The organism is Microcoleus sp. ARI1-B5 (genome assembly GCF_036705795.1).
Classification (GTDB): Bacteria; Cyanobacteriota; Cyanobacteriia; order Cyanobacteriales; family Microcoleaceae; genus Microcoleus.
This window is the reverse complement of record NZ_JAUBVK010000016.1, coordinates 87492-106827: the sequence shown is the minus strand read 5'-3', so window position 1 is coordinate 106827 and position 19336 is coordinate 87492. Positions and strand designations below refer to the sequence as shown.

The following is a 19336-nucleotide window of genomic DNA, read 5'->3' as shown; positions in this document are numbered from 1 at the left end:
CAGCCATCGGTAGTTAGTTTTGTTTGTTACTGACCACTGATGCTGACTACTGACAGCAAGCGGCAAACTTTTTGTCAAAACATTTACAGTTCCTTGATGCCGATCGAAGAATTGTGAGTTAAGGTAGAGCTTGAGCATACGACGGGCAGGCAACAACAGCCTCTACCCTGAAAGTCCGAAGTGAATTAACACAGCCTGTCAAAGGAAAATCAGATGACGCAACGCAAGCGAGCGCTAATAACAGGTATTACAGGTCAAGACGGCTCGTACTTGAGCGAATTACTGTTAGAGAAAGGATACGAAGTTCACGGCATTATCCGGCGCAGTTCTAGTTTCAATACCGATCGCATTGACCACATCTATGTCGATCCTCACAGCGAAGGGGCACAGTTATTTCTGCACTACGGCGACTTAACCGACGGTACTACTCTGCGCCGAATATTGGAACAAGTTCAGCCTGTAGAAGTTTATAACTTAGGCGCTCAATCTCACGTTCGAGTTAGTTTTGACTCGCCGGAATATACGGTTGATGCCGTAGGGATGGGGGTATTGCGACTACTAGAAGCAATTCGGGACTACCAGAATCGCACAGGCATAGAAGTGCGGTTTTATCAAGCAGGTTCTTCAGAAATGTTTGGTTTGGTGCAGGAAGTTCCGCAGAAGGAAACAACTCCTTTTTATCCCAGAAGTCCCTACGCTTGTGCCAAAGTTTACGGTCACTGGCAAACAATAAATTATCGCGAATCCTACGGACTTTTTGCTTGCAACGGCATCTTGTTCAACCACGAGTCTCCGCGCCGCGGCGAAACTTTTGTAACTCGCAAAATTACTCGCGCTGTTGCCAGAATTGTTGCCGGCCAGCAGAAAAAACTTTATTTGGGCAACCTCGATTCCAAGCGGGACTGGGGCTATGCTAAAGACTACGTGCGGGCAATGTGGCTGATGCTGCAACAAGATAAGCCTGACGATTACGTCATTGCTACCAACGAAACCCATTCCATTAAAGAATTTCTCGATTTGGCCTTTACTTACGTCAATTTAGATTGGCAAAAATATGTGGAGTTTGACGAACGCTACTTGCGTCCTGCAGAAGTCGAACTGTTGATTGGCGATTCGACTAAGGCGCGCCAGCAATTAAATTGGGAACCTTCTGTAACTTTTGAGCAGTTAGTACATTTAATGGTAGATGCTGACATGAAAGCTCTCGAAAAGCAGGAGCGAGGTTCGGGTAACGGATTTGATTGAGCCGCCAAACTAAGCCGGAGCGTCGATTTTCGCATTGAAGCATTGAAGCATTGAAGATTTACTTGCTGCGCAGTGAATCACCGGAGCCCGAACTTGAGTGTAAAATTTTTGACCCTCCACGACCTAATACCAGTTACCAAAAAGAATGCAACTGTCGGCCCGCTATCCAAAGCTTTATGTCATCAGTCATTCCCAATCGAAAATCTTCAATGCTTCAATGCGAAAATGGTATGAGTACGTGGCACGGTATCAGTTTTTGGGCGGGGTCACTGCTAACAATTTGTAGGGGTAGTGCCCCGTGTCTGCCCCCATTTGCGCGCCGGGGGATTGCCCCTACACGCAGTTCACAACTGATGAGACGATGGTTGCAGCTATTTGCACGCGCATTCAAACAACCAGCTTAACTGCTCGCAAAATTTGCGGCTGTGCGGGCTAACAAAAACATTCAAATGAGCGCTGAGGACTCGCAGCCCATAAATCTAGTTTTCGGGCGCGCACTGAGTACATTGTCCCTATTAGCAGCAGGTAAAACAGATTTGTTGGCAGCGCCTGCTGTAGCTGAAAGCTTTTTTGCTAAAGTAACAATTTTAGAATGGAAATTGTCGATCGACCCTTATTGAAAATCCCGAGGATAAAATTATGACCAGCTTGGATTTAAGCAGCAAACGCATTCTAGTCACGGGCGGCGCCGGTTTCCTCGGCCGTCAGGTAATCGACCAGTTAGTGAAAGCAGGGGCCGATGCTGATAAAATTTCGGTGACTCGATCGATCGACTGCGACCTCCGCGTCATGGAAAACTGCAAGCGCGCCGCCGACAAACAAGATATCATCATACACCTCGCAGCCCATGTCGGCGGCATCGGTTTAAACCTAATTAAACCCGCCGAGCTATTTTACGACAATTTGATGATGGGCGCGCAACTAATCCACGCAGCCTACGAAGCAGGAGTCGAAAAATTTGTCTGCGTCGGCACAATTTGCGCTTATCCGAACTTAACCCCAGTTCCCTTCAAAGAAGACGACCTCTGGAACGGCTATCCAGAGGTAACGAACGCACCTTACGGAATCGCCAAGAAAGCCTTATTAGTGCAACTGCAATCCTACCGCCAGCAGTACGGATTCAACGGTATCTACTTGCTACCAGTCAATTTGTACGGCCCAGAAGATAACTTTGACCCGAAAAGTTCCCACGTCATCCCCGCATTAATTCGCAAAGTCTACGAAGCGCAAGAAAGGGGAGACAAAACACTGCCAGTTTGGGGCGACGGCAGCCCCAGCCGCGAGTTTTTGTATTCCACAGATGCGGCGCGCGGCATTGTGATGGCGGCTCAATCTTACAGTGAATCTGACCCGGTTAATTTGGGAACGAATAGCGAAGTTAAAATTCGCGAGTTAGTGGAAACGATTTGCGAATTGATGGGATTTGAGGGAGAAATTGTTTGGGAAACAGATAAACCGAACGGTCAGCCGCGCCGCTGTTTGGATACGCAAAGGGCTAAGGAAAAGTTTGGTTTTGTTGCTGAGGTGGAGTTTAAGGAAGGGTTGAAAAGTACGATTGATTGGTATCGAAAACACGCAGTTTGAGTGTGAAAAACCCCGGTTTATTGAATAAACCGGGGTTTTTTTGTTATAAACCTCATTGATAAGAGTCGGCGGTTGAAACCGCGTCTATACAAATGAATCTCGATCGAGTCGGCGGTTGAAACCGCTACTACACAAACGATGTCCGCCTCCGCGGACTAAGAAAAAGAAATTATACCAATCGATCGCCTCTCGGGTAGAACTCTCCTACAATAATTACTTGTGGAACACCTTGATTGTAAAATATATTATTTTCGCAAGATGTTTATTTGAGAATGGAACTGAACCAGCAGAAAGAACTTTTTAGCAAAGCTTATATCCGCGCCGTTGCAGCAGTAGGGGGTTTTTCTGTCAGTCAGCCAGAGGTAGACGACGACAACGTGGATTTAAAGATTGTGGCAAGAGGCGGTGGGGGAGTAGTTTCTTCCCCCGAGCTTAACTTACAGTTAAAATGTACCTCAAGGGATCTACTCGACGGGCCGTTCATCAGATATCCGCTGAGGATAAAAAACTACAGCGATTTGATAATCAATTCCCAGGTTCCGCGCCTGTTAGTGGTAGTTTTCGTGCCGGAAAATCTAGAAAACTGGTTGCAGCAGTCTGAAGACGAAATGTGCATGAGGTATTGTGCCTACTGGGTGTCGCTGCGGGGACAGCCAGAAAGAATCAATACAGCAAATGTAACAGTTGAGTTACCCCGATCCAATCAGTTCACAGTAGAGGCTCTTAAGTCTATTATGCAGCGTCTTAGCCCAGGAGGTTTACCGTGAAAGTAATTGTAAAAGACAAGGAAATTTTCCAAACTATAGATCCAAATGTGTTGGCGGCACACTTAGAAGCAAAAGGTTGGCAAAAAGTTGCTTTGGTATATGAAAATACTTGGATTTGGCGCAAAAAGAATGATGCTGGTGAGCTTTTTGAAATCAAGCAGCCTTTGAGACAAGAATTTGATGCCCCTCAGCTTATTTATGAAGCCATTAAGGCGCTAGAAGTGATAGAAAAGCGTTCTCAGCTAGATATTATCAGCGATTTAATCACGGTTTTACCTAATGTTGCAATCTCGGGATGGATTAATAAAGTACAGGGGGAAGAATCGGCAACCTCCAAAATTACATTAATGGGATTTGGGGTGGGGAAGCTGAGAAAAATTAATCTGGAATTGAGGGATGCAGATTATCAGTTGGCCCTCAAGGCTTATGAAGCGCGATCGCCCGTAACGTGTTTTGGCGATTTAATTAAAGAAAATGACGGTTTCGTGTTAAACAATCCGCGCGATTTTGCTCTGCTGACTGAAGCAGAGTTAATCTAATAGTTTGGGAAATCCTTGTTGTGGTACAATCTGAAGTAAAAATTATTGTGCCGATCGCATTACAGGAAAACAGGTTGTGCAAACTCTAAAATTAGGTGCATCGGGTTCCGATGTTGTTAAACTTCAAAAACGCTTGCTGGAGTTAGGTTTGAATTCAGGCGGTGCAGACGGTAAGTTTGGGCCGAAAACTGAAGCAGCGGTGAAGCAATTTCAGAGTAATAAAGGGTTTTTGGTCGATGGAGTTGCGGGCCCGAAAACGCTAGCTGCTTTGTTCCCCGGAGAACTTTTGGGGTCGTCACTTTTATCATACAGGGCGATCGAGCTAATCTTAGAATTCGAGGTCGGCGGCGGGCGGGAATACTACGAAAAGCTGTTGCAGCGCCCAACTTGGCCGGAAGGAGCATCGGGAATTACGATCGGCATCGGTTACGACTTAGGTTACAATAGCGTAGAAGTTTTTAACCAAGATTGGAATAAATTAGGGGATGCTGACCAAAAACGTTTGAGTGAATGCTGCGAGTTGACAGGAGAAGTCGCGAAAAAGCGTTTAGCTAGCGTTCGAGACATTATTGTTGCTTGGGAATTAGCATGGGAAGTTTTTAATGTTGTCACAGTGCCGAAATTTTACAATCAGACAAAAGCGGCATTTCCAGGTTTGGAAGAATTGCCGGCAGATGTTCAAGGAGGATTGATAAGTTTGGTGTTCAATCGCGGCCCGAGTATGGAGGGAAACCGCCGTCGCGAAATGCGCGCAATCCGGGATTTAGTGCCGAAAAAAGATATCAAGGGAATTGCTGAACAAATCCGGGAAATGAAACGGATTTGGGTGGGAACGAGCATTGAAAAAGGTATAGGGAGACGGCGGGATGCGGAAGCAGATTTAATCGAGGCAAGTGCTTAAATATCCTGTCTTCTGTTATTATAAAAGCGCTCGCTCCTCAATTCAAGTCAGGGCGCTTTTGATATAAGGTTATGGTAGGATAAATTGCAAGTATCCTATATAATTAGTTAATGAGTGGCATTAACCGCGAACTAACACCAGACCCAAGAACCAGTTTATTTGACAAACATCTTCCCGAAACGCCACAGGTACAAAGACTGCTGAGAAAAGAAGAAAAAGCTCATGTGTTTAATGACAGAGCCACAATGGATTTAGTGATACAAGCTATTATAGATAGAGGAGAGCTTACAGGGATTGAGGATGAAACCGATGACTACGAGCGCTACGGGCTATACTTTGATTATCCTATAGGTCATCAAATCAGAGCCGACGGCAGTCGCATTCCGCTGTATTACGCAGAAATTAAAATCATCAAAGGAACCGATAATTACCATGTTATCCCCCGCACAAAACCTCGTCGAACAAGTCAATGATTGGGAATTTATCGAGTTGTGGGTAGATCCGATTGTTTTCCCGCCTCGGATTCTGATGTTAGTGAGTGGCAAAAATAGTAATTGTGGTATTTACGAGCCATCGGCGAATTATAAACTGCTGTTTTTAGGTTCAAGTTACGATGAGGCTCACTCGTGGCTGTTGGAAGATGAATATGAGCGAGTTGATGGGAGGCTTTTAGCCTCAGAAATAGTTTGAGTGAAGAATAATTAGGGCGATCGCGCTTTAGGCCAAAAAGGGCGATCGGGCATTTTCCTAAGCAACCCCATAGCCCGTATACGGACGCTTGTAAGGGGGATGCAGCCCTAAAACAATGTCCTCTTTGGCTACTCCCATCTCGACTAATTCTTGTCCGAGGTCTGCTTCTGTCATATTGCGTTGAATCCAGATTTTACCGTTCTTGATATCTAAGTGAATGAAACAGTTATAAATGCGTTTGTATCCCTCCCAGCCCACATCTAAAATTTGGTAATGGTCGTGTTCTGTATCGAACACAAGTTGGCACTCAACATCCAACTCTGAGTTATTATATAAATTGGCATGAGAGGTTAATAGTTGGCGGATAAATTGGCGATAAAGCTCTATTCTTTCCATTCAATGATTACCTCCTGAACCGGATCGTAGACGATTAACTTCACTACCTTATCTATCTTGAGGCTCAGTGGATATGCCGTAATGACCCACTACTCATTCAGGAGTGCTTGTTTTACAGCATCATGGAATAGGTCTTTGGCAGCCATCGTTTTTTCACAGCATCTAGCTATTATTATAGAAGCGATCGCACCTCAGTTAAAGAAGGGCGATCGCTCTTAAGGATGAGGCAAAAGAAAGAGCGCTAACAAAGCACCCTAAAAATCAAACTTACTTATTAGATAAATCCAGATCTGTTTGCTAGGGGAGACCATTACAAGGTAAAGGAGGAGTTGAGCCTCCGTTACTGCTAAGTGCGTTCGACAAGGATTGAAGCTCTGCTAATCCACACAAAGCGCGTGGACATCGATCGACTAATGCTTGGGTAGTATTGGAACCCCTGCATTTGGCATTTCGGGCTCTGATAACTGATGTGCCATGATTTGGACAAGGTGCCCAAAGTGCTGATGTATAGAAACAAAAAGCCTGCCCAGTATCGGGGTTGGTGTATATTTGTGGTACTGCTACCTGTCCCCAAGGGCTACTCTGTTGTCCCCCATAACCCTGGGCTAAAATTGTTAAGTTATTATCTGTAAAGTTTTGATGAGTGACTGTAGTGGTTTGCACTAGGTTAGCATTAGCCATTTGAGTACCTTTAAGGATAGCCCCACTGAGAGTAAAAAGAGCTGCGATCGCTAACATTCCTAATTTTTTGTTCATTGCTTTAGTAACCAAATGATGTGTGCAGAAATAATTTAAGCTTGTAATAACATAAGGGCGATCGCACTTCAGAAAAAGAAAGAGCGATTACCCGCAGCGACGCTAAGCAGGAAGTTCGCTGAGTTTTGAACAAATGTAATGGCACCCTGATTTATTAATTCGATTGGATATTGCTTGTACGAGGAGATTGTTGTTCATCCTGTGTGTTTTCTATTCGTTGTACGATCCTTCCGGCTGATTCGCACTTATCCTTTACTGCTCCTAGAGCAAAGATAGCCTTACTTTGGTCATCTTGATGTGAGATTGCCTCCAATACACCTTTTAGGCAGCCACTTACTGTCTGAGTGTCTGCTTTAGCTTGCTTAAGTTCGTCTTGTTTGCGACCAATTTCATCTGCGCGAGCGCCAGAAGTGTCACGAAGATTTTTCATCTCGTTATCTTTCTCCTTAATCTCTTTATCTTTTTCCTCGCTCTGTTTTTTAAACTCGTCTCGCTCCTTTTGAGCTTGTTGTAACTGAGTTTGAGTGCTAACTAGCTGATTATTCACATTCGAGTAAGCAACAATGCCACCGATGCCCATGATGACAACAATACCAAGCCCAAGACTAACGATAGCAATAGTATTATTACTGCTACTCATAATGCTCCCTCCTACAGGAAGTTTTTTTATTTGTTATAGCTATACAATTGACTATTAAAAGTACAGTTGTGCTTGTAAATATAGAATATTTTCGTGTCAATATTCAAGTTATGTCTAGTCATAAAAAGTCAGGAAATGTAATGAGTTTTACAAACCCTTATCCCATTAAATGTCAGATTTAATCATTTCTGCTATAAAATGTCAGAAAAAGTATGATACAATAACTAAAATTCCCACAAGCCGACCAATGGACGTTCAAGAAGTCTTGAGATTTGCCGACGAAATGGTTTTCACCAAAACAGGAGAACACTTGGACGATCTGCAAAAAGCTATCCTGCTGGGTGTATGGAAAGGTCAAAAACACTCTACAATCGCAGAAGAATCCCATCGGACTGAAGGTCATGTCAGAAATGTCGCCTCTGAGTTATGGCAAATCCTTTCAGAGGTATTTGATGAAGAGATTAATAAATCAAATTTAAAAACTGCTATGGAGAGGTGGCAAGTCTCGATCGTTTCATCAAAAATTGCCAAAGATTTTGTAGGAATTTGTAATGTTAATGTTTCTACAGATACCCAATCTCCCGAAGTTCCAAAAGCCCGATCGCCCTCAACCCCCACCCCAGACACCTCAAAACCCCAAACCCGACTAGACTTAGCCGATGCACCTCATATTTCATTACTCTCAGATCGCACATCCGAACTCGCCACCCTCGAAAAATGGATCGTCCAAGAAAAGTGCAACCTCACAGCCATATCAGGACTCAGCGGCATCGGCAAAACCGCACTTTCCCTCCATCTCATCCCACAAATTCAGCATCACTTTGACTGCGTAATTTGGCGAAGTCTGGGCACCTCCCCACCCCTCGGAACTACCCTGAAAAACCTGATTCAATTTATCGCCAATCAACCGGAAACCGAATTACCAGTCAGCATTGGCGATCGGCTTTCCCTGTTAATGGAATATCTGCGAAAAAACCGCTGTCTCATCATCCTCGACGACGTGCAAACTCTCCTCGGCAGCGGACAACTCGCAGGAAATTACCGCCCCGACTGCGAAAATTACAGCATCCTCTTCAGACAAATCGGAGAAACAACCCACAACAGTTGTTTCATCCTCCACACTTGGGAAACCCCCAGAGAAATTACCGCATTAACAGGCGAAAATTCATTAGTTCGTACTTTACAACTAAAAGGCATAGGTACAGATGCCGCCGAAATTTTCCGAAATAAAAATTTACTCAACCCCGAAAAATGGGAATACCTAATTAACGCCTACCGAGGCAATCCATTGTGGTTAAAAATAGTCGCCACCACCATTCAAGAATTATTTCGCGGCAGGGTTGCAGAATTTTTGAAATATGATATGCTATTCGTGGGGGAAGAATTGGCAGCAAACTTGCACCCGCAGATCGATCGCCTGTCAGAATTAGAGAAAAAGCTCATCTCCCGCCTCAGCCGCGAAGCAAATTCAGTTTCAATACAGCAATTGCTACAAAATGCCGATTTATCGCCCTCGGAGTTATTCAACGGGCTGCAATCTTTGGGGAGGCGATCGTTGGTTGAAATAGAGGAACAGGAGAATGAAACGCTATTCAATCTTTGTCCTGTGGTGAGACAATATGTGATATCAAATCCGGTTTGTTGACGCTTTCGGTGCAGTCCGGCAGTCCGGCAGGGGTTGAAACCCCTGCCTCATAGCAGAAGTCGGTTTCAACCGACTGCAGAGTGTGATGAAAAATCTGATGGATTTTAGTTTTCTTTTAGAGGACTTTCGCTATGAGACAGGCAGGGGTTTAAACCCTTGCCTCAGAGCTGCGAGTCGGTTGAAACCGACTAAAAAGTCTGATAAACAATGCAATTAATCGCAGTCCTCTTTTAGAGGACTTTCGCTATGAGACAGGGGTTTTCAACCCCTGTCGGACTGGAAATCAAACGAGAGATTCGATCGCAAATATGAATACTCCTGAACCTTCATTAACTAAAACCGAATTAAGAAAATCGCTCCTGAATACCCGCAAATCCCTATCAGCACAAGCATGGAGACAAAAGAGCGAGATCCTCTGCAACCACCTCCAAAACTCGCCCCCATTCGCCCAAGCAAGAACAATCCTCGCCTACTTTAGCTTTCGCCAAGAACCAGATTTAAGTCCCCTATTTGTAACTCCCCGCACTTGGGGATTTCCCCGCTGTGTCGGCAAACACTTGTCCTGGCACATCTGGCAGCCCGGAGATGCTTTACATACTGGACCTTATGGCATCCTCGAACCCCTGCCGGATGCTCCTCAAATCGACCGCTCAGAAGTAGATTTAATCCTCGTACCCGCTGTAGGCTGCGATGTTCGCGGCTATCGGTTGGGCTACGGCGGCGGCTATTACGATCGAATGCTCAGTTTAGCTGAGTGGGAATCAAAAATTGCGATCGGCACAATCTTTGAATTTGCGTTGCTAGCCCAGCTACCCGTTGACTCCTGGGACAAACCGCTGCACGGAATTTGTACGGAAAGCGGGTTAAAAATGATACATCAAAAATCACAAAGGTCGATCGAGCAGTAAATTTTCACTAATTATGCTTAGATCCGTATTTATATGTATCCTACTGAAAGTCCTATTTAATCTAAAATCTAAAATCCAAAATCTAAAATAGTATGGCCCAACGCTACGTTCGAGTTAAAACAACACAAGGACACATCCATTACGGTTTACTGCAACTGAGCCGCAGCGTTCAAGTATTTGATGCACCTCCCTGGTTAAAAGGACAACCAACTGATTTGGAACTTTCACCAGACAGTTACCAAATTCTCGCCCCGTGCTCTCCCTCAAAAATCGTAGCCGTCGGCAAAAATTATGTCGATCACGCCGCCGAGATGGGCACCCCTGTACCCGCTGAGCCCTTGCTGTTTTTCAAGCCTCCCAGTGCTGTCATCCCCGCAGGTGGAGCGATTCGCTATCCGCAGCAGTCGGAAAGGGTAGACTACGAAGGAGAATTGGCCCTGGTAATTGGCGAACACTGTACCAACTGCACTCCCGAACAAGCACACGGCAAAATTTGGGGCTATACGATCGCCAACGACGTGACAGCCAGAGATTTGCAAAAGCGGGACAACCAGTGGGCGAGGGCCAAAGGGTTTGATACGTTTTGTCCCTTGGGGCCTTGGATTGTCCGCGAACTCAGTCCCGCAGCACAGTTGCAGACTTTTGTCAATGGGAGCGATCGACCGGTACAATCATCTCAGATCGATCGCATGGTATTTTCCCCAGACTTTATCGTCTCCTACATCAGTCAAGTAATGACCCTAATTCCCGGCGATGTGATACTGACTGGAACGCCGCAAGGGGTAGGGCCGCTGCAAATAGGCGATCGAGTCCGCATTGAAATAGAAGGCATTGGCAGTCTGGAGAATACAGTAGTTAGTTGGTAATTGGTAATTGGTAATTGGTAATTGGTAATTGGGCCGAAAAGCATTGGGCATTAGAACCAACAAATAATAACCAACTGTCAACTGTCAACTGTCAACTGTCAACTGTCAACTAACTAACGAACCTGCATATAAACAGCATCCGAAAGCGGAGGAATCTCTGCATAGCGTCCCAACGCCGACTGAACGACTGCATAGAAAAATGCAGCCAAAACGCCCAAAAACACCATGTTATACAGAGTTTCCGCAATAAATGCGACTTGCAAGCCTTTAGAAAAAATCGGCAAAACCAGACCGCACAGCATCAAAACAATGTCTAAAAGAATCGCCTGCATCGCATTAAAACGAATGAAGTGACTGATGTTTTCGTTTCTAACTACTCCTAAATACAGGGCAAAGAAAATAACCAAGCTAGCAAAGGGCAAACTATAAATTTGCATCAATGGAGCTAGCGGTATAAACAACAGTTGCAGGACAGGAAACTGTGAAAACAGATACTTGCCAAAGGCAAGCCCGTCAATCAGCGGCAGCAAATAAGGCAAACAAGCAAAAATCCGGTCTGGAACAGTTGTAGATCCGCGCCAAGTCATAATGAACTCTCCTGAGTCGATCGATAAACTATCAATTCCCGTTAAACTCAGGATAACGCAGCAGCAGGGTTTGTGTTTCGACTCTGCCGGAACTTGCTTTTCACTCAGCCGGGAGCAGCCTCAACTACCAAATGCAGGCTTTCTTATTTAATATTGGCAATGACGAAGCCCATTTGACACTCGTACCGATCGGGCAAATTCTCCGTAGGTTTAGCAACTGGATGACCGCAGCGAAGCTCTCCACCGCTCCAGCGCGGTTGACCAGTACGATCGGCCAGCAAACAACTTTGGCAAACACACTGAGGGGCAAGCATCTGATTTTCCATTAGAATGACTAACATTTGATACCTCCGGCAGGTTTCACACCAGTAATTTCATTGTATGTCAGGAATTTGGGACAAACGGCTTAACCTGAACACAACGTAATATTTATGTCAATGGTGCGAAATCCGTAGTAGGCTAAAAGATCCCCAATTCCCAATCCCAAAACTGTCAAGAGGTTGATTATTGTGACGGACACTAACTTAGACTTCCTTTCCAAAACCGATCCGCTAATTGCCGATTTAATCGGGCAAGAGCTCCAGCGGCAGCGAGATCACCTAGAACTGATCGCCAGCGAAAACTTTACCTCCGCTGCGGTAATGGCAGCTCAAGGCTCGGTGCTGACCAATAAGTACGCCGAAGGACTGCCAGCAAAACGCTACTACGGCGGCTGCGAATTTATTGACGGCATCGAGCAAATCGCCATCGATCGCGCCAAACAGCTATTTGGAGCAGCCCACGCCAACGTCCAGCCCCACTCCGGCGCTCAAGCCAACTTTGCAGTATTTTTGAGCTTGCTAGAGCCTGGGGACGGAATTATGGGCATGGATTTGTCCCACGGCGGACACTTGACCCACGGTTCGCCGGTCAACGTATCCGGTAAATGGTTTAAAGCTTTTCACTACGGCGTCAACCAAGAAACAGAACAGCTCGACTACGACGAAATTTTGGCACTGGCTAAAGAAAACCGACCGAAATTGCTAATTTGCGGCTATTCAGCATATTCGCGAATTATCGACTTTGAAAAGTTTAGAGCGATCGCCGACGAAATTGGAGCTTACCTGCTCGCCGACATCGCCCACATCGCCGGGTTAGTCGCCACAGGCCACCACCCCAGCCCCCTCGCCCACTGTCACGCAGTCACCACCACCACTCACAAAACCCTGCGCGGCCCCCGCGGCGGCTTGATTTTGACCAACGACCCGGAACTCGGCAAAAAGTTCGACAAATCAGTGTTTCCCGGCACTCAGGGCGGCCCCTTGGAACACGTGATTGCGGGCAAAGCTGTAGCTTTCGGCGAAGCATTAAAACCGGAATTTAAAACTTATTCCGGTCAAGTAATTGAAAATGCGCGCGCTTTAGCTGCGCAGTTGCAGCAGCGGGGTTTAAAACTCGTTTCTGGCGGCACGGACAATCACTTAATGCTAGTTGATTTGCGATCGGCAAACATGACAGGTAAACGAGCCGACCAATTAGTTAGCGGTGTGAATATTACTGCTAATAAAAATACCGTGCCTTTCGATCCGGCATCGCCCTTTGTCACCAGCGGTTTGAGACTCGGTTCGCCAGCGATGACCACCCGGGGCATGGGAACATCAGAATTTACCGAGATTGGCAATATTATTGCCGATCGACTGCTAAATCCAGATGATGAAAGCGTCGCAGCCGAATGTCTGCGACGAGTTGCGGCACTGTGCGATCGCTTCCCGTTATATCCGCACTTGTTCTTGAAAGTGCCGGCATTAGCTTAATTTTCCTGATCGGCAATGGGGAATTGGTAGTTGGAAGTGTACGGTTCAGTTGACAGTTGACAGTTGACAGTTGACCTGGGACAGCTTGAGAGCGACCTCTACCTAGAAGGAAGAAGATTGGAGTAATGAATAGTCTGATTTTAATTTCTCCCTCAAAGGCGGGCGGGCTTTCAACCAATTCTTTCTGGTAAAAAGGTAAAAGAGCCACAAAAGATTGAAAGTGGCGGGTAGCGATCTCGATCGGCGGTTTTTACCAAAAATATCGCTTGCGAAAGGCGTTTTTTACTAAAGATATTTGTCGGGCGGGGCTGGTTTGAGTAATGGTATTTGTCGAGCGCGAAAGATACCGCTCAACTCGGCTCGCTTGGCAAGTATCGATATCGAAAAAGTCGCTCGACATTGCGATTGAAAGACGATTAATTCGATAGGAATCATTTAAAAACCTGACAATTCGCGTCCCAGCAACTTCCGCTCCGGCAAATCTCCGGCTCCCAAACCCCCAGTCGCTCTTCAAGATGTTTCCTTGTTACAAGCCATCTGAAATGTAGTAGACTCTGCCTGACACCCTAATTGCCCCGCACTATTTAAAATTGATTTCAGATGCCGCACCAGTATCTGTACCACGTACTAGCTTTTCTGGTTTCTGCGATCGTCGTCCTCTGGAGTACGCCAATAGTTAAAAAAATTGGTCTCAAAAGCGGGCGAGTCGATCGGCCAGGCGAGCGAAAAGTCCACCAGCGCCCGATGGTGCGCTTGGGAGGAGTCTCTATCTTTCTCGGCACTCTGATTGCCCTGTTATTTGTCTGGCTCTCAGGAGGCTTCCTCGATGCTAGCGGACAAGTTCTCAATCGCAAAGAGGAATACGAAATTTGGGGAGTCACCCTCGGCGGCCTCGGATTCTTCCTCATCGGTTTAGCAGACGATTTATTTTCGCTCTCGGCCCTAAAACGCTTGCTGATGCAAATTGGCGTATCCAGCATCGCTTGGTACGCGGGCGTACAAATTGAGTTTCTCACAGTTCCCTCCCTGGGAATGACAGATATTGGCTGGCTGAGCTTGCCCGTTACAGTGATTTGGCTCGTCGGTATGGCCAACGCCATCAATTGGATTGACGGTTTGGACGGTTTAGCAGCCGGAGTTTCAGGGATTGCAGCAGTTGTAATGCTGATTGTCAGTCTGTCGATGCACCAACCGGCTGCGGCCCTAATTGCAGCGGCTTTAGCTGGCGGGGCCTTGGGATTCCTGCGCTACAACTTCAATCCGGCTCAAATCTTTATGGGAGATGGCGGGGCTTATTTTATCGGGTTTACTCTCGCTGGAGTGGGAGTAATTGGGTTAGTTAAAACTACGGCTGTTACTTCTGTGTTGCTGCCATATTTAATTTTAGCTGTACCGATTTTAGATATGTCGGCGGTGATTCTCGATCGGCTCCGCAACGGCAAGTCACCGTTTATTGCTGACAAACGCCACCTCCACCACCGACTTCTAGAAGCCGGACTCTCCCATCGATTTGCGGTTTTATTTATTTACTCGCTGACACTGTGGGTGGGAAGTTTAGCCCTAGCTTTTTCGGTTCCCAGCGGCGTAGTTTACGCGATGGGTGCGACAAGTTTGCTGGGATACGCTAGCTGGAAAGTTTGGAGACACGCCCGATAGTCAGTTGACAGTTGACAGTTGACAGTTGACAGTTGACACTTGACAGTTGACAGTTGACAGTTGACAGTTGACACTTGACAGTTGACAGTTGACAGTTGTTATTGATTACCACTTAGCAACTAGCAACTAGCAATTACCAATTACCAATTACCGATTACTGATTACCAATAACTAATGGTTGCTGAAATTATTTGTGTTGGCACTGAATTGCTGTTAGGAGATATTCTTAACAGCAATGCTCAGTTTTTAGCGAAAGAATTAGCGAGTTTGGGAATCCCTCACTACTATCAAACAGTGGTGGGTGACAATCCAGAACGCATCAAACAAGTGTTAGAAATCGCTGTGGGTCGATCGCAGCTTTTGCTCTTCACAGGAGGCCTCGGGCCCACACCAGACGACCTCACAGTCGAAACCATCGCCGATTTTTTTGGCGTTCCCCTAATCGAAAAGCCGGAAATTATCGCCGATATCGAACAAAAATTTGCCCAGCGGGGACGCACCATGAGTCCCAGCAACCGCAAACAAGCTTTAATTCCCGAAACTGCGGACATTTTGCCCAACCGCAGCGGTTCTGCACCGGGGATTATTTGGCAGCCGGTTCCCAATGTCACACTGATGACTTTTCCCGGCGTACCGGCGGAAATGCACTTGATGTGGCGAGAAACCGCCGTTCCTTATCTGAAAAATGGCGGCTGGTGCAGCGAAACTATTTACAGTCGCACGTTGAAATTTTGGGGAATTGCTGAGTCGGCACTCGCGGAAAAAGTAGACTGTTTTCTGAATTTAACTAATCCTACTGTGGCTCCCTACGCGAATCACGGCGAAGTTAAATTGCGGATTTCGGCCCGCGCTGAGTCGGAAGTTGCGGCGAAAAAGTTAATTGAGCCGATCGAGCAACAATTGCTGCAGATTGCTGGCCTAGACTGTTACGGTGCCGATACCGATACCCTCGCTTCGACAGTTGGCAAATTGCTGCTGTTGGCTGGGGAAACTCTCAGTGTGGCTGAATCCTGCACGGGAGGCGGATTGGGGGCGATGCTGACTGGTGTTCCCGGCAGTTCGAGCTACTTTTTAGGCGGGATTATTTCTTACGACAATCGGGTTAAGGAAGAATTATTAGGTGTTAATCCCCAAGATTTAGCCGAATTTGGCGCAGTCAGCACTCTGGTGGCCAAACAAATGGCTGCATCCGTGCGCGCGAGTCTCAACACCACTTGGGGATTGAGCATTACAGGTGTCGCCGGGCCCGGTGGCGGCACCGATGCTAAACCTGTCGGACTGGTTTATATCGGTTTAGCGGGCCCCGACGGCGAGGCTGAAAGTTTTGAATACCGCTTTGGTGATGGCCGAGGCCGCGATTGGATTCGGCATCTGAGTAGCTGTACGGCGCTCGATCGGCTCCGGCGTAAAATATTATTGGCAAAAGCCTAGAAAACATCTAGCGTCTTGTCAATTGTCAATAGTCAGCCGTAAGCTTAAGCTTTATTTAACATTCTGTGATGAGATAGTTCCGTAATTTTCCGATTGCCTATTGATTATCTGTAAAGATTCGTTATGATAATAAGATAGGACTGATTGGCAAATATACTGACTCTCTCCTTTGCTCAAAACCGTTGCTCCAAACAACCAGCAAGCGAGAAAGCAAGTTTGACCTTTGGTTTCAAAGTCGTGCTTGCTTATGTTCAGGGATTTAGCCGTCGGTTTAGCAATCTAGACTATAAAAAAAGGAGCTATCCGTTCAATGGAAGACATTGAAAAGGTGCTGGAACAAATTAAAGAATGGGTTCGCAAGCTGATAGAAGGACTGCTGAGTCCAGAAGCTCAACCGGAACTCGAACCGATTCCTATTCCAGTCAACCAACCCAGGCATCGCCGGTAGTCGGGACTAGATTTGAGGTTTGAGGTTTGAGGTTTGAGGTTGGAGACTGGTTGTAAATCCCAAGTCAAAACTCTCAATTATTTTGTGGCGCTGGAATTTTAAAAATTGTTAAATATCCTGGTACTTCACGGCCCTAATCTGAATCTATTGGGTCAGCGAGAACCTGGAGTTTATGGTTCTGCGACTTTAAATGATATCAACAAGTTGCTAGAACGAGAAGCGCAAGCCCTCCAGGTGCAAGTCTCAATTCAGCAGTCGAATCATGAAGGGGTGTTGGTGGAGGCAATTCACTCGATGTTAGGGCAGCACCAAGGCTTGTTGATTAATGCTGGAGCTTATACTCATACGAGTGTGGCAATTCGAGACGCGATCGCCGCTGTGAATATTCCTGCGGTGGAAGTTCATTTGAGCAATATTTACCGGCGGGAAGCTTTTAGGCACCACTCGTATATCGCAGCGGTGGCGATCGGGCAAATCAGCGGTTTTGGCTCAGAAAGTTACCGGCTGGGGCTGCAAGCTCTAGTTAGTTATCTGATTAAAAATTAAAAATTCACCGATTTTTGCGATCGGATGAGGGCCGGTTTTAGATGGAAAACCAGCCCTTATATATTTGGGTTCAATTCAAATTAATCACAAAAATGGGGAATTGGTAATGGGGAATTGGTAATGGGGAATCGGTAATGGGGAATCGGTAATGGGGAATTGGTAATGGGGAACCAAAAAATGACCAATGACTAATGACCAATGACTAATGACCAATGACCAATGACCAATTACCAATTACCAATTACCAATTACCCAATTACCAATGACCAATTACTAGCAACTTGAGTTGAATTCAAATGCGGCATTCTCTGTTGAGCAAGTTTCAAGGAACGATATTGGGGGCAGTTTTAGGAGACTCTACAGGCCTGCAATACCAGAGGCAACTCGTGGGTATTCCCCCCCAAACAGAAGACTTGCAGCCGATTTTACAACTCACTAAACACCAACAATTGACCCTGAGCGGGGCAACATTGGCGTTGAATTCTCCCAACAGCAAAATCCTCGCGGGCAAACAATCATCCGAATGCGGGAGACTGGCGGTGGCTTGCGCTCAAAGTTTAATTCGGTGTAACGGTTTAGATTTAAAAGATTGGGGCGATACTTGGGAAGGATTTGCCAAGCCGCAAATCAACCCGGAGCGAAGCACTGAGTTTCAAAGCCTGCTTAATCCTTGTGAAGCTGCCGTTGCTGCGCTGCCGTGCGCGATGTTTTTTCACGAAAATAAGGCAAAGCTGCGAGAAAAAATCATGCTGGCGACAGATGTTTGGCTCAACGAAAATCGGTCAGAATGGCAGACATCAGTGTTAGCTATCGGATACGCGATCGCCCGATCGCTCAAACAAAGACTTGACCCCGCGACAGCGATCGAACAAACCATTGCCTACCTAAAAACAGATAATGCTTTAACAGAGCTGCTGCTGCAAGTACAAATATTACTAAAACAGGGAGCCGATTTAGAAACAGCCGCAACTCACTTGTGCAAAAGCGCCACAGCTTTGCGACAAAAACCAGAAGAGGGCGAGAAAAAATCACAAACGGAGTCAATTGTCAACCCGGGAAATCTGCTGCCCATTGCCCTAGCTTTCTACTGCTTCTTGAACACCCCAGAAGACTGGCGCTTGTCAGTGGTGCGGGCTGCCCGCTGCGGGATAGCCGGACAACTCACCTGCGCTTTGACGGGAGCTTTGTCAGGAGCCTACAACGGGGCGGCAGGGATTCCTGTAGAATGGCGACAGGTATTTTCAGCGGTTGAATCGCGGCAGCTAGCCGAGGGCCCAGAACCCTCGCTCTGGGGAACGGGTAGCGATGCAAAAATTGTGGAGTTAGCAAGTAACCTGTTTGCTGTTTGGGCGGGAGTTTACAGCCCTTCGGCAGGTCTGGATGCGGCAGCGCTAGCGATCTCGGTGGCTGCACCTTATGTGATTAGACCTCGTAAAATATAAAGTTTTGAACTTTTAACAGGAGTGGAAACCAGAAATTAGCAAGAGACTTAAAGTGCATTCATTCGATCGCTCTTCTTCACACGATCTGCGTCCATCCGCGTCAAGAAGCGGTTTCCTCGAATTGCATCAAAGATTTAGGCAATTTAAGTCTAATGAACAATTAGCAATGAACAAATCAAAAGCGAAAGCGCAAGGAAAGCGACAATTAAAGATTAAAAATTAAAAAATTTAATCTGACTCCCTTGCCCAAAAAAACCGGGTTTATACGATAATAGTGGGTGGGAAAACCAGGAATCTACGGAGAAACCGGGTTTTTAGTCGCAGCGGGCGAGTTCTGTTAAAGATCAACAACGGAAGTCAGGGAACTAAACTGCTGGCGAGATTCAGGTAAATTAGCCTGCTTGTTTTGAATATTCAGGTACGGCAGTTCGGATAAACTCAATCAAAGATGCTTTGTCAGAAATTCTGACTCATCTGCTGGATAACAGTGATCTAT

At 46.3% G+C, this 19336-nt stretch carries 23 protein-coding genes; 18 read left to right on the top strand and 5 right to left on the bottom strand.

Annotation, left to right across the window (positions count from 1 at the left end):
- Positions 1–213 precede the first annotated feature (213 nt).
- The 8 genes from gmd (at position 214) to QUB63_RS21910 (ending at position 5726) form a co-directional block, all read left to right on the top strand.
- Positions 214–1245 carry a GDP-mannose 4,6-dehydratase gene (gene gmd, locus QUB63_RS21945; protein ID WP_332947433.1) on the top strand — a complete coding sequence of 344 codons (1032 nt, stop codon included), beginning with the start codon at positions 214–216 and terminating at the stop codon, positions 1243–1245.
- 449 nt (positions 1246–1694) lie between these two features.
- On the top strand, positions 1695–1865 hold the full coding sequence (locus tag QUB63_RS21940) for a hypothetical protein (protein ID WP_332947432.1): 171 nt from the start codon (positions 1695–1697) through the stop codon (positions 1863–1865).
- A gap of 19 nt (positions 1866–1884) precedes the next feature.
- Positions 1885–2829 carry a GDP-L-fucose synthase family protein gene (locus QUB63_RS21935; protein WP_332947431.1) on the top strand — a complete coding sequence of 315 codons (945 nt, stop codon included), beginning with the start codon at positions 1885–1887 and terminating at the stop codon, positions 2827–2829.
- A gap of 272 nt (positions 2830–3101) precedes the next feature.
- A complete protein-coding gene (locus tag QUB63_RS21930; RefSeq protein WP_332947430.1) occupies positions 3102–3596 on the top strand; it encodes a DUF4365 domain-containing protein in 495 nt (164 codons plus the stop codon).
- Positions 3593–4135, top strand: coding sequence for a hypothetical protein (locus QUB63_RS21925; protein ID WP_332947429.1), 543 nt, complete (start codon positions 3593–3595; stop codon positions 4133–4135). Before QUB63_RS21930 ends, QUB63_RS21925 begins: the two co-directional genes overlap by 4 nt.
- Positions 4136–4211: 76 nt before the next feature.
- Entirely contained in the window at positions 4212–5036 is an 825-nt protein-coding gene (locus QUB63_RS21920; RefSeq protein WP_332947428.1) for a peptidoglycan-binding protein, read from the top strand.
- A 110-nt stretch (positions 5037–5146) separates the two neighbouring features.
- The gene (locus tag QUB63_RS21915) at positions 5147–5509 is read left to right on the top strand and encodes a DUF6972 family protein (RefSeq protein ID WP_332947427.1); all 363 of its coding nucleotides are present in this window, start codon (positions 5147–5149) and stop codon (positions 5507–5509) included.
- A complete protein-coding gene (locus QUB63_RS21910; RefSeq protein ID WP_332947425.1) occupies positions 5469–5726 on the top strand; it encodes a hypothetical protein in 258 nt (85 codons plus the stop codon). Before QUB63_RS21915 ends, QUB63_RS21910 begins: the two co-directional genes overlap by 41 nt.
- A 57-nt stretch (positions 5727–5783) precedes the next feature.
- Here QUB63_RS21910 and QUB63_RS21905 read toward each other — a convergent pair whose 3' ends face one another.
- The gene (locus tag QUB63_RS21905; RefSeq protein ID WP_332947424.1) at positions 5784–6122 is read right to left on the bottom strand and encodes a XisI protein; all 339 of its coding nucleotides are present in this window, start codon (positions 6120–6122) and stop codon (positions 5784–5786) included.
- An 81-nt stretch (positions 6123–6203) separates the two neighbouring features.
- On the opposite strand from QUB63_RS21905, the gene QUB63_RS21900 reads away from it, so the two are divergent.
- Positions 6204–6341, top strand: coding sequence for a hypothetical protein (locus tag QUB63_RS21900; RefSeq protein ID WP_332947423.1), 138 nt, complete (start codon positions 6204–6206; stop codon positions 6339–6341).
- A 78-nt stretch (positions 6342–6419) separates the two neighbouring features.
- Here QUB63_RS21900 and QUB63_RS21895 read toward each other — a convergent pair whose 3' ends face one another.
- A complete protein-coding gene (locus QUB63_RS21895; RefSeq protein WP_332947422.1) occupies positions 6420–6878 on the bottom strand; it encodes a hypothetical protein in 459 nt (152 codons plus the stop codon).
- Between the two features lie 154 nt (positions 6879–7032).
- Positions 7033–7518 (bottom strand): hypothetical protein, encoded by a 486-nt coding sequence (locus tag QUB63_RS21890; protein ID WP_332947421.1) that lies wholly within the window; start codon positions 7516–7518, stop codon positions 7033–7035.
- 247 nt (positions 7519–7765) lie between these two features.
- Here QUB63_RS21890 and QUB63_RS21885 point away from each other — a divergent pair, with 247 nt between their 5' ends.
- The 3 genes from QUB63_RS21885 to QUB63_RS21875 all read left to right on the top strand — a co-directional run bounded on the left by QUB63_RS21885 (position 7766) and on the right by QUB63_RS21875 (position 10937).
- Positions 7766–9163 (top strand): NB-ARC domain-containing protein, encoded by a 1398-nt coding sequence (locus QUB63_RS21885; protein ID WP_332947420.1) that lies wholly within the window; start codon positions 7766–7768, stop codon positions 9161–9163.
- A 308-nt stretch (positions 9164–9471) separates the two neighbouring features.
- A complete protein-coding gene (locus QUB63_RS21880; RefSeq protein ID WP_332947419.1) occupies positions 9472–10071 on the top strand; it encodes a 5-formyltetrahydrofolate cyclo-ligase in 600 nt (199 codons plus the stop codon).
- Between the two features lie 92 nt (positions 10072–10163).
- Complete coding sequence (locus QUB63_RS21875; RefSeq protein ID WP_332947418.1) at positions 10164–10937, top strand: fumarylacetoacetate hydrolase family protein; 774 nt, start codon at positions 10164–10166, stop codon at positions 10935–10937.
- Between the two features lie 113 nt (positions 10938–11050).
- On the opposite strand, the gene QUB63_RS21870 is transcribed toward QUB63_RS21875, so the two are convergent.
- Complete coding sequence (locus QUB63_RS21870) at positions 11051–11524, bottom strand: Tic20 family protein (protein WP_332947417.1); 474 nt, start codon at positions 11522–11524, stop codon at positions 11051–11053.
- Positions 11525–11667: 143 nt separating this feature from the next.
- Complete coding sequence (locus QUB63_RS21865; protein ID WP_006631916.1) at positions 11668–11865, bottom strand: hypothetical protein; 198 nt, start codon at positions 11863–11865, stop codon at positions 11668–11670.
- 168 nt (positions 11866–12033) lie between these two features.
- Here QUB63_RS21865 and glyA point away from each other — a divergent pair, with 168 nt between their 5' ends.
- From glyA to QUB63_RS21835, 6 genes are all read left to right on the top strand, one after another.
- On the top strand, positions 12034–13317 hold the full coding sequence (gene glyA, locus QUB63_RS21860) for a serine hydroxymethyltransferase (protein WP_332947416.1): 1284 nt from the start codon (positions 12034–12036) through the stop codon (positions 13315–13317).
- 600 nt (positions 13318–13917) lie between these two features.
- On the top strand, positions 13918–14973 hold the full coding sequence (locus QUB63_RS21855) for a glycosyltransferase family 4 protein (RefSeq protein WP_332947415.1): 1056 nt from the start codon (positions 13918–13920) through the stop codon (positions 14971–14973).
- A gap of 174 nt (positions 14974–15147) precedes the next feature.
- A complete protein-coding gene (locus QUB63_RS21850) occupies positions 15148–16404 on the top strand; it encodes a competence/damage-inducible protein A (protein ID WP_332947414.1) in 1257 nt (418 codons plus the stop codon).
- 310 nt (positions 16405–16714) lie between these two features.
- Complete coding sequence (locus tag QUB63_RS21845; RefSeq protein WP_293178014.1) at positions 16715–16852, top strand: hypothetical protein; 138 nt, start codon at positions 16715–16717, stop codon at positions 16850–16852.
- A 105-nt stretch (positions 16853–16957) separates the two neighbouring features.
- Complete coding sequence (gene aroQ / locus QUB63_RS21840; RefSeq protein WP_332947411.1) at positions 16958–17398, top strand: type II 3-dehydroquinate dehydratase; 441 nt, start codon at positions 16958–16960, stop codon at positions 17396–17398.
- A gap of 296 nt (positions 17399–17694) precedes the next feature.
- A complete protein-coding gene (locus QUB63_RS21835) occupies positions 17695–18840 on the top strand; it encodes an ADP-ribosylglycohydrolase family protein (protein WP_332947409.1) in 1146 nt (381 codons plus the stop codon).
- Positions 18841–19336 lie beyond the last annotated feature (496 nt).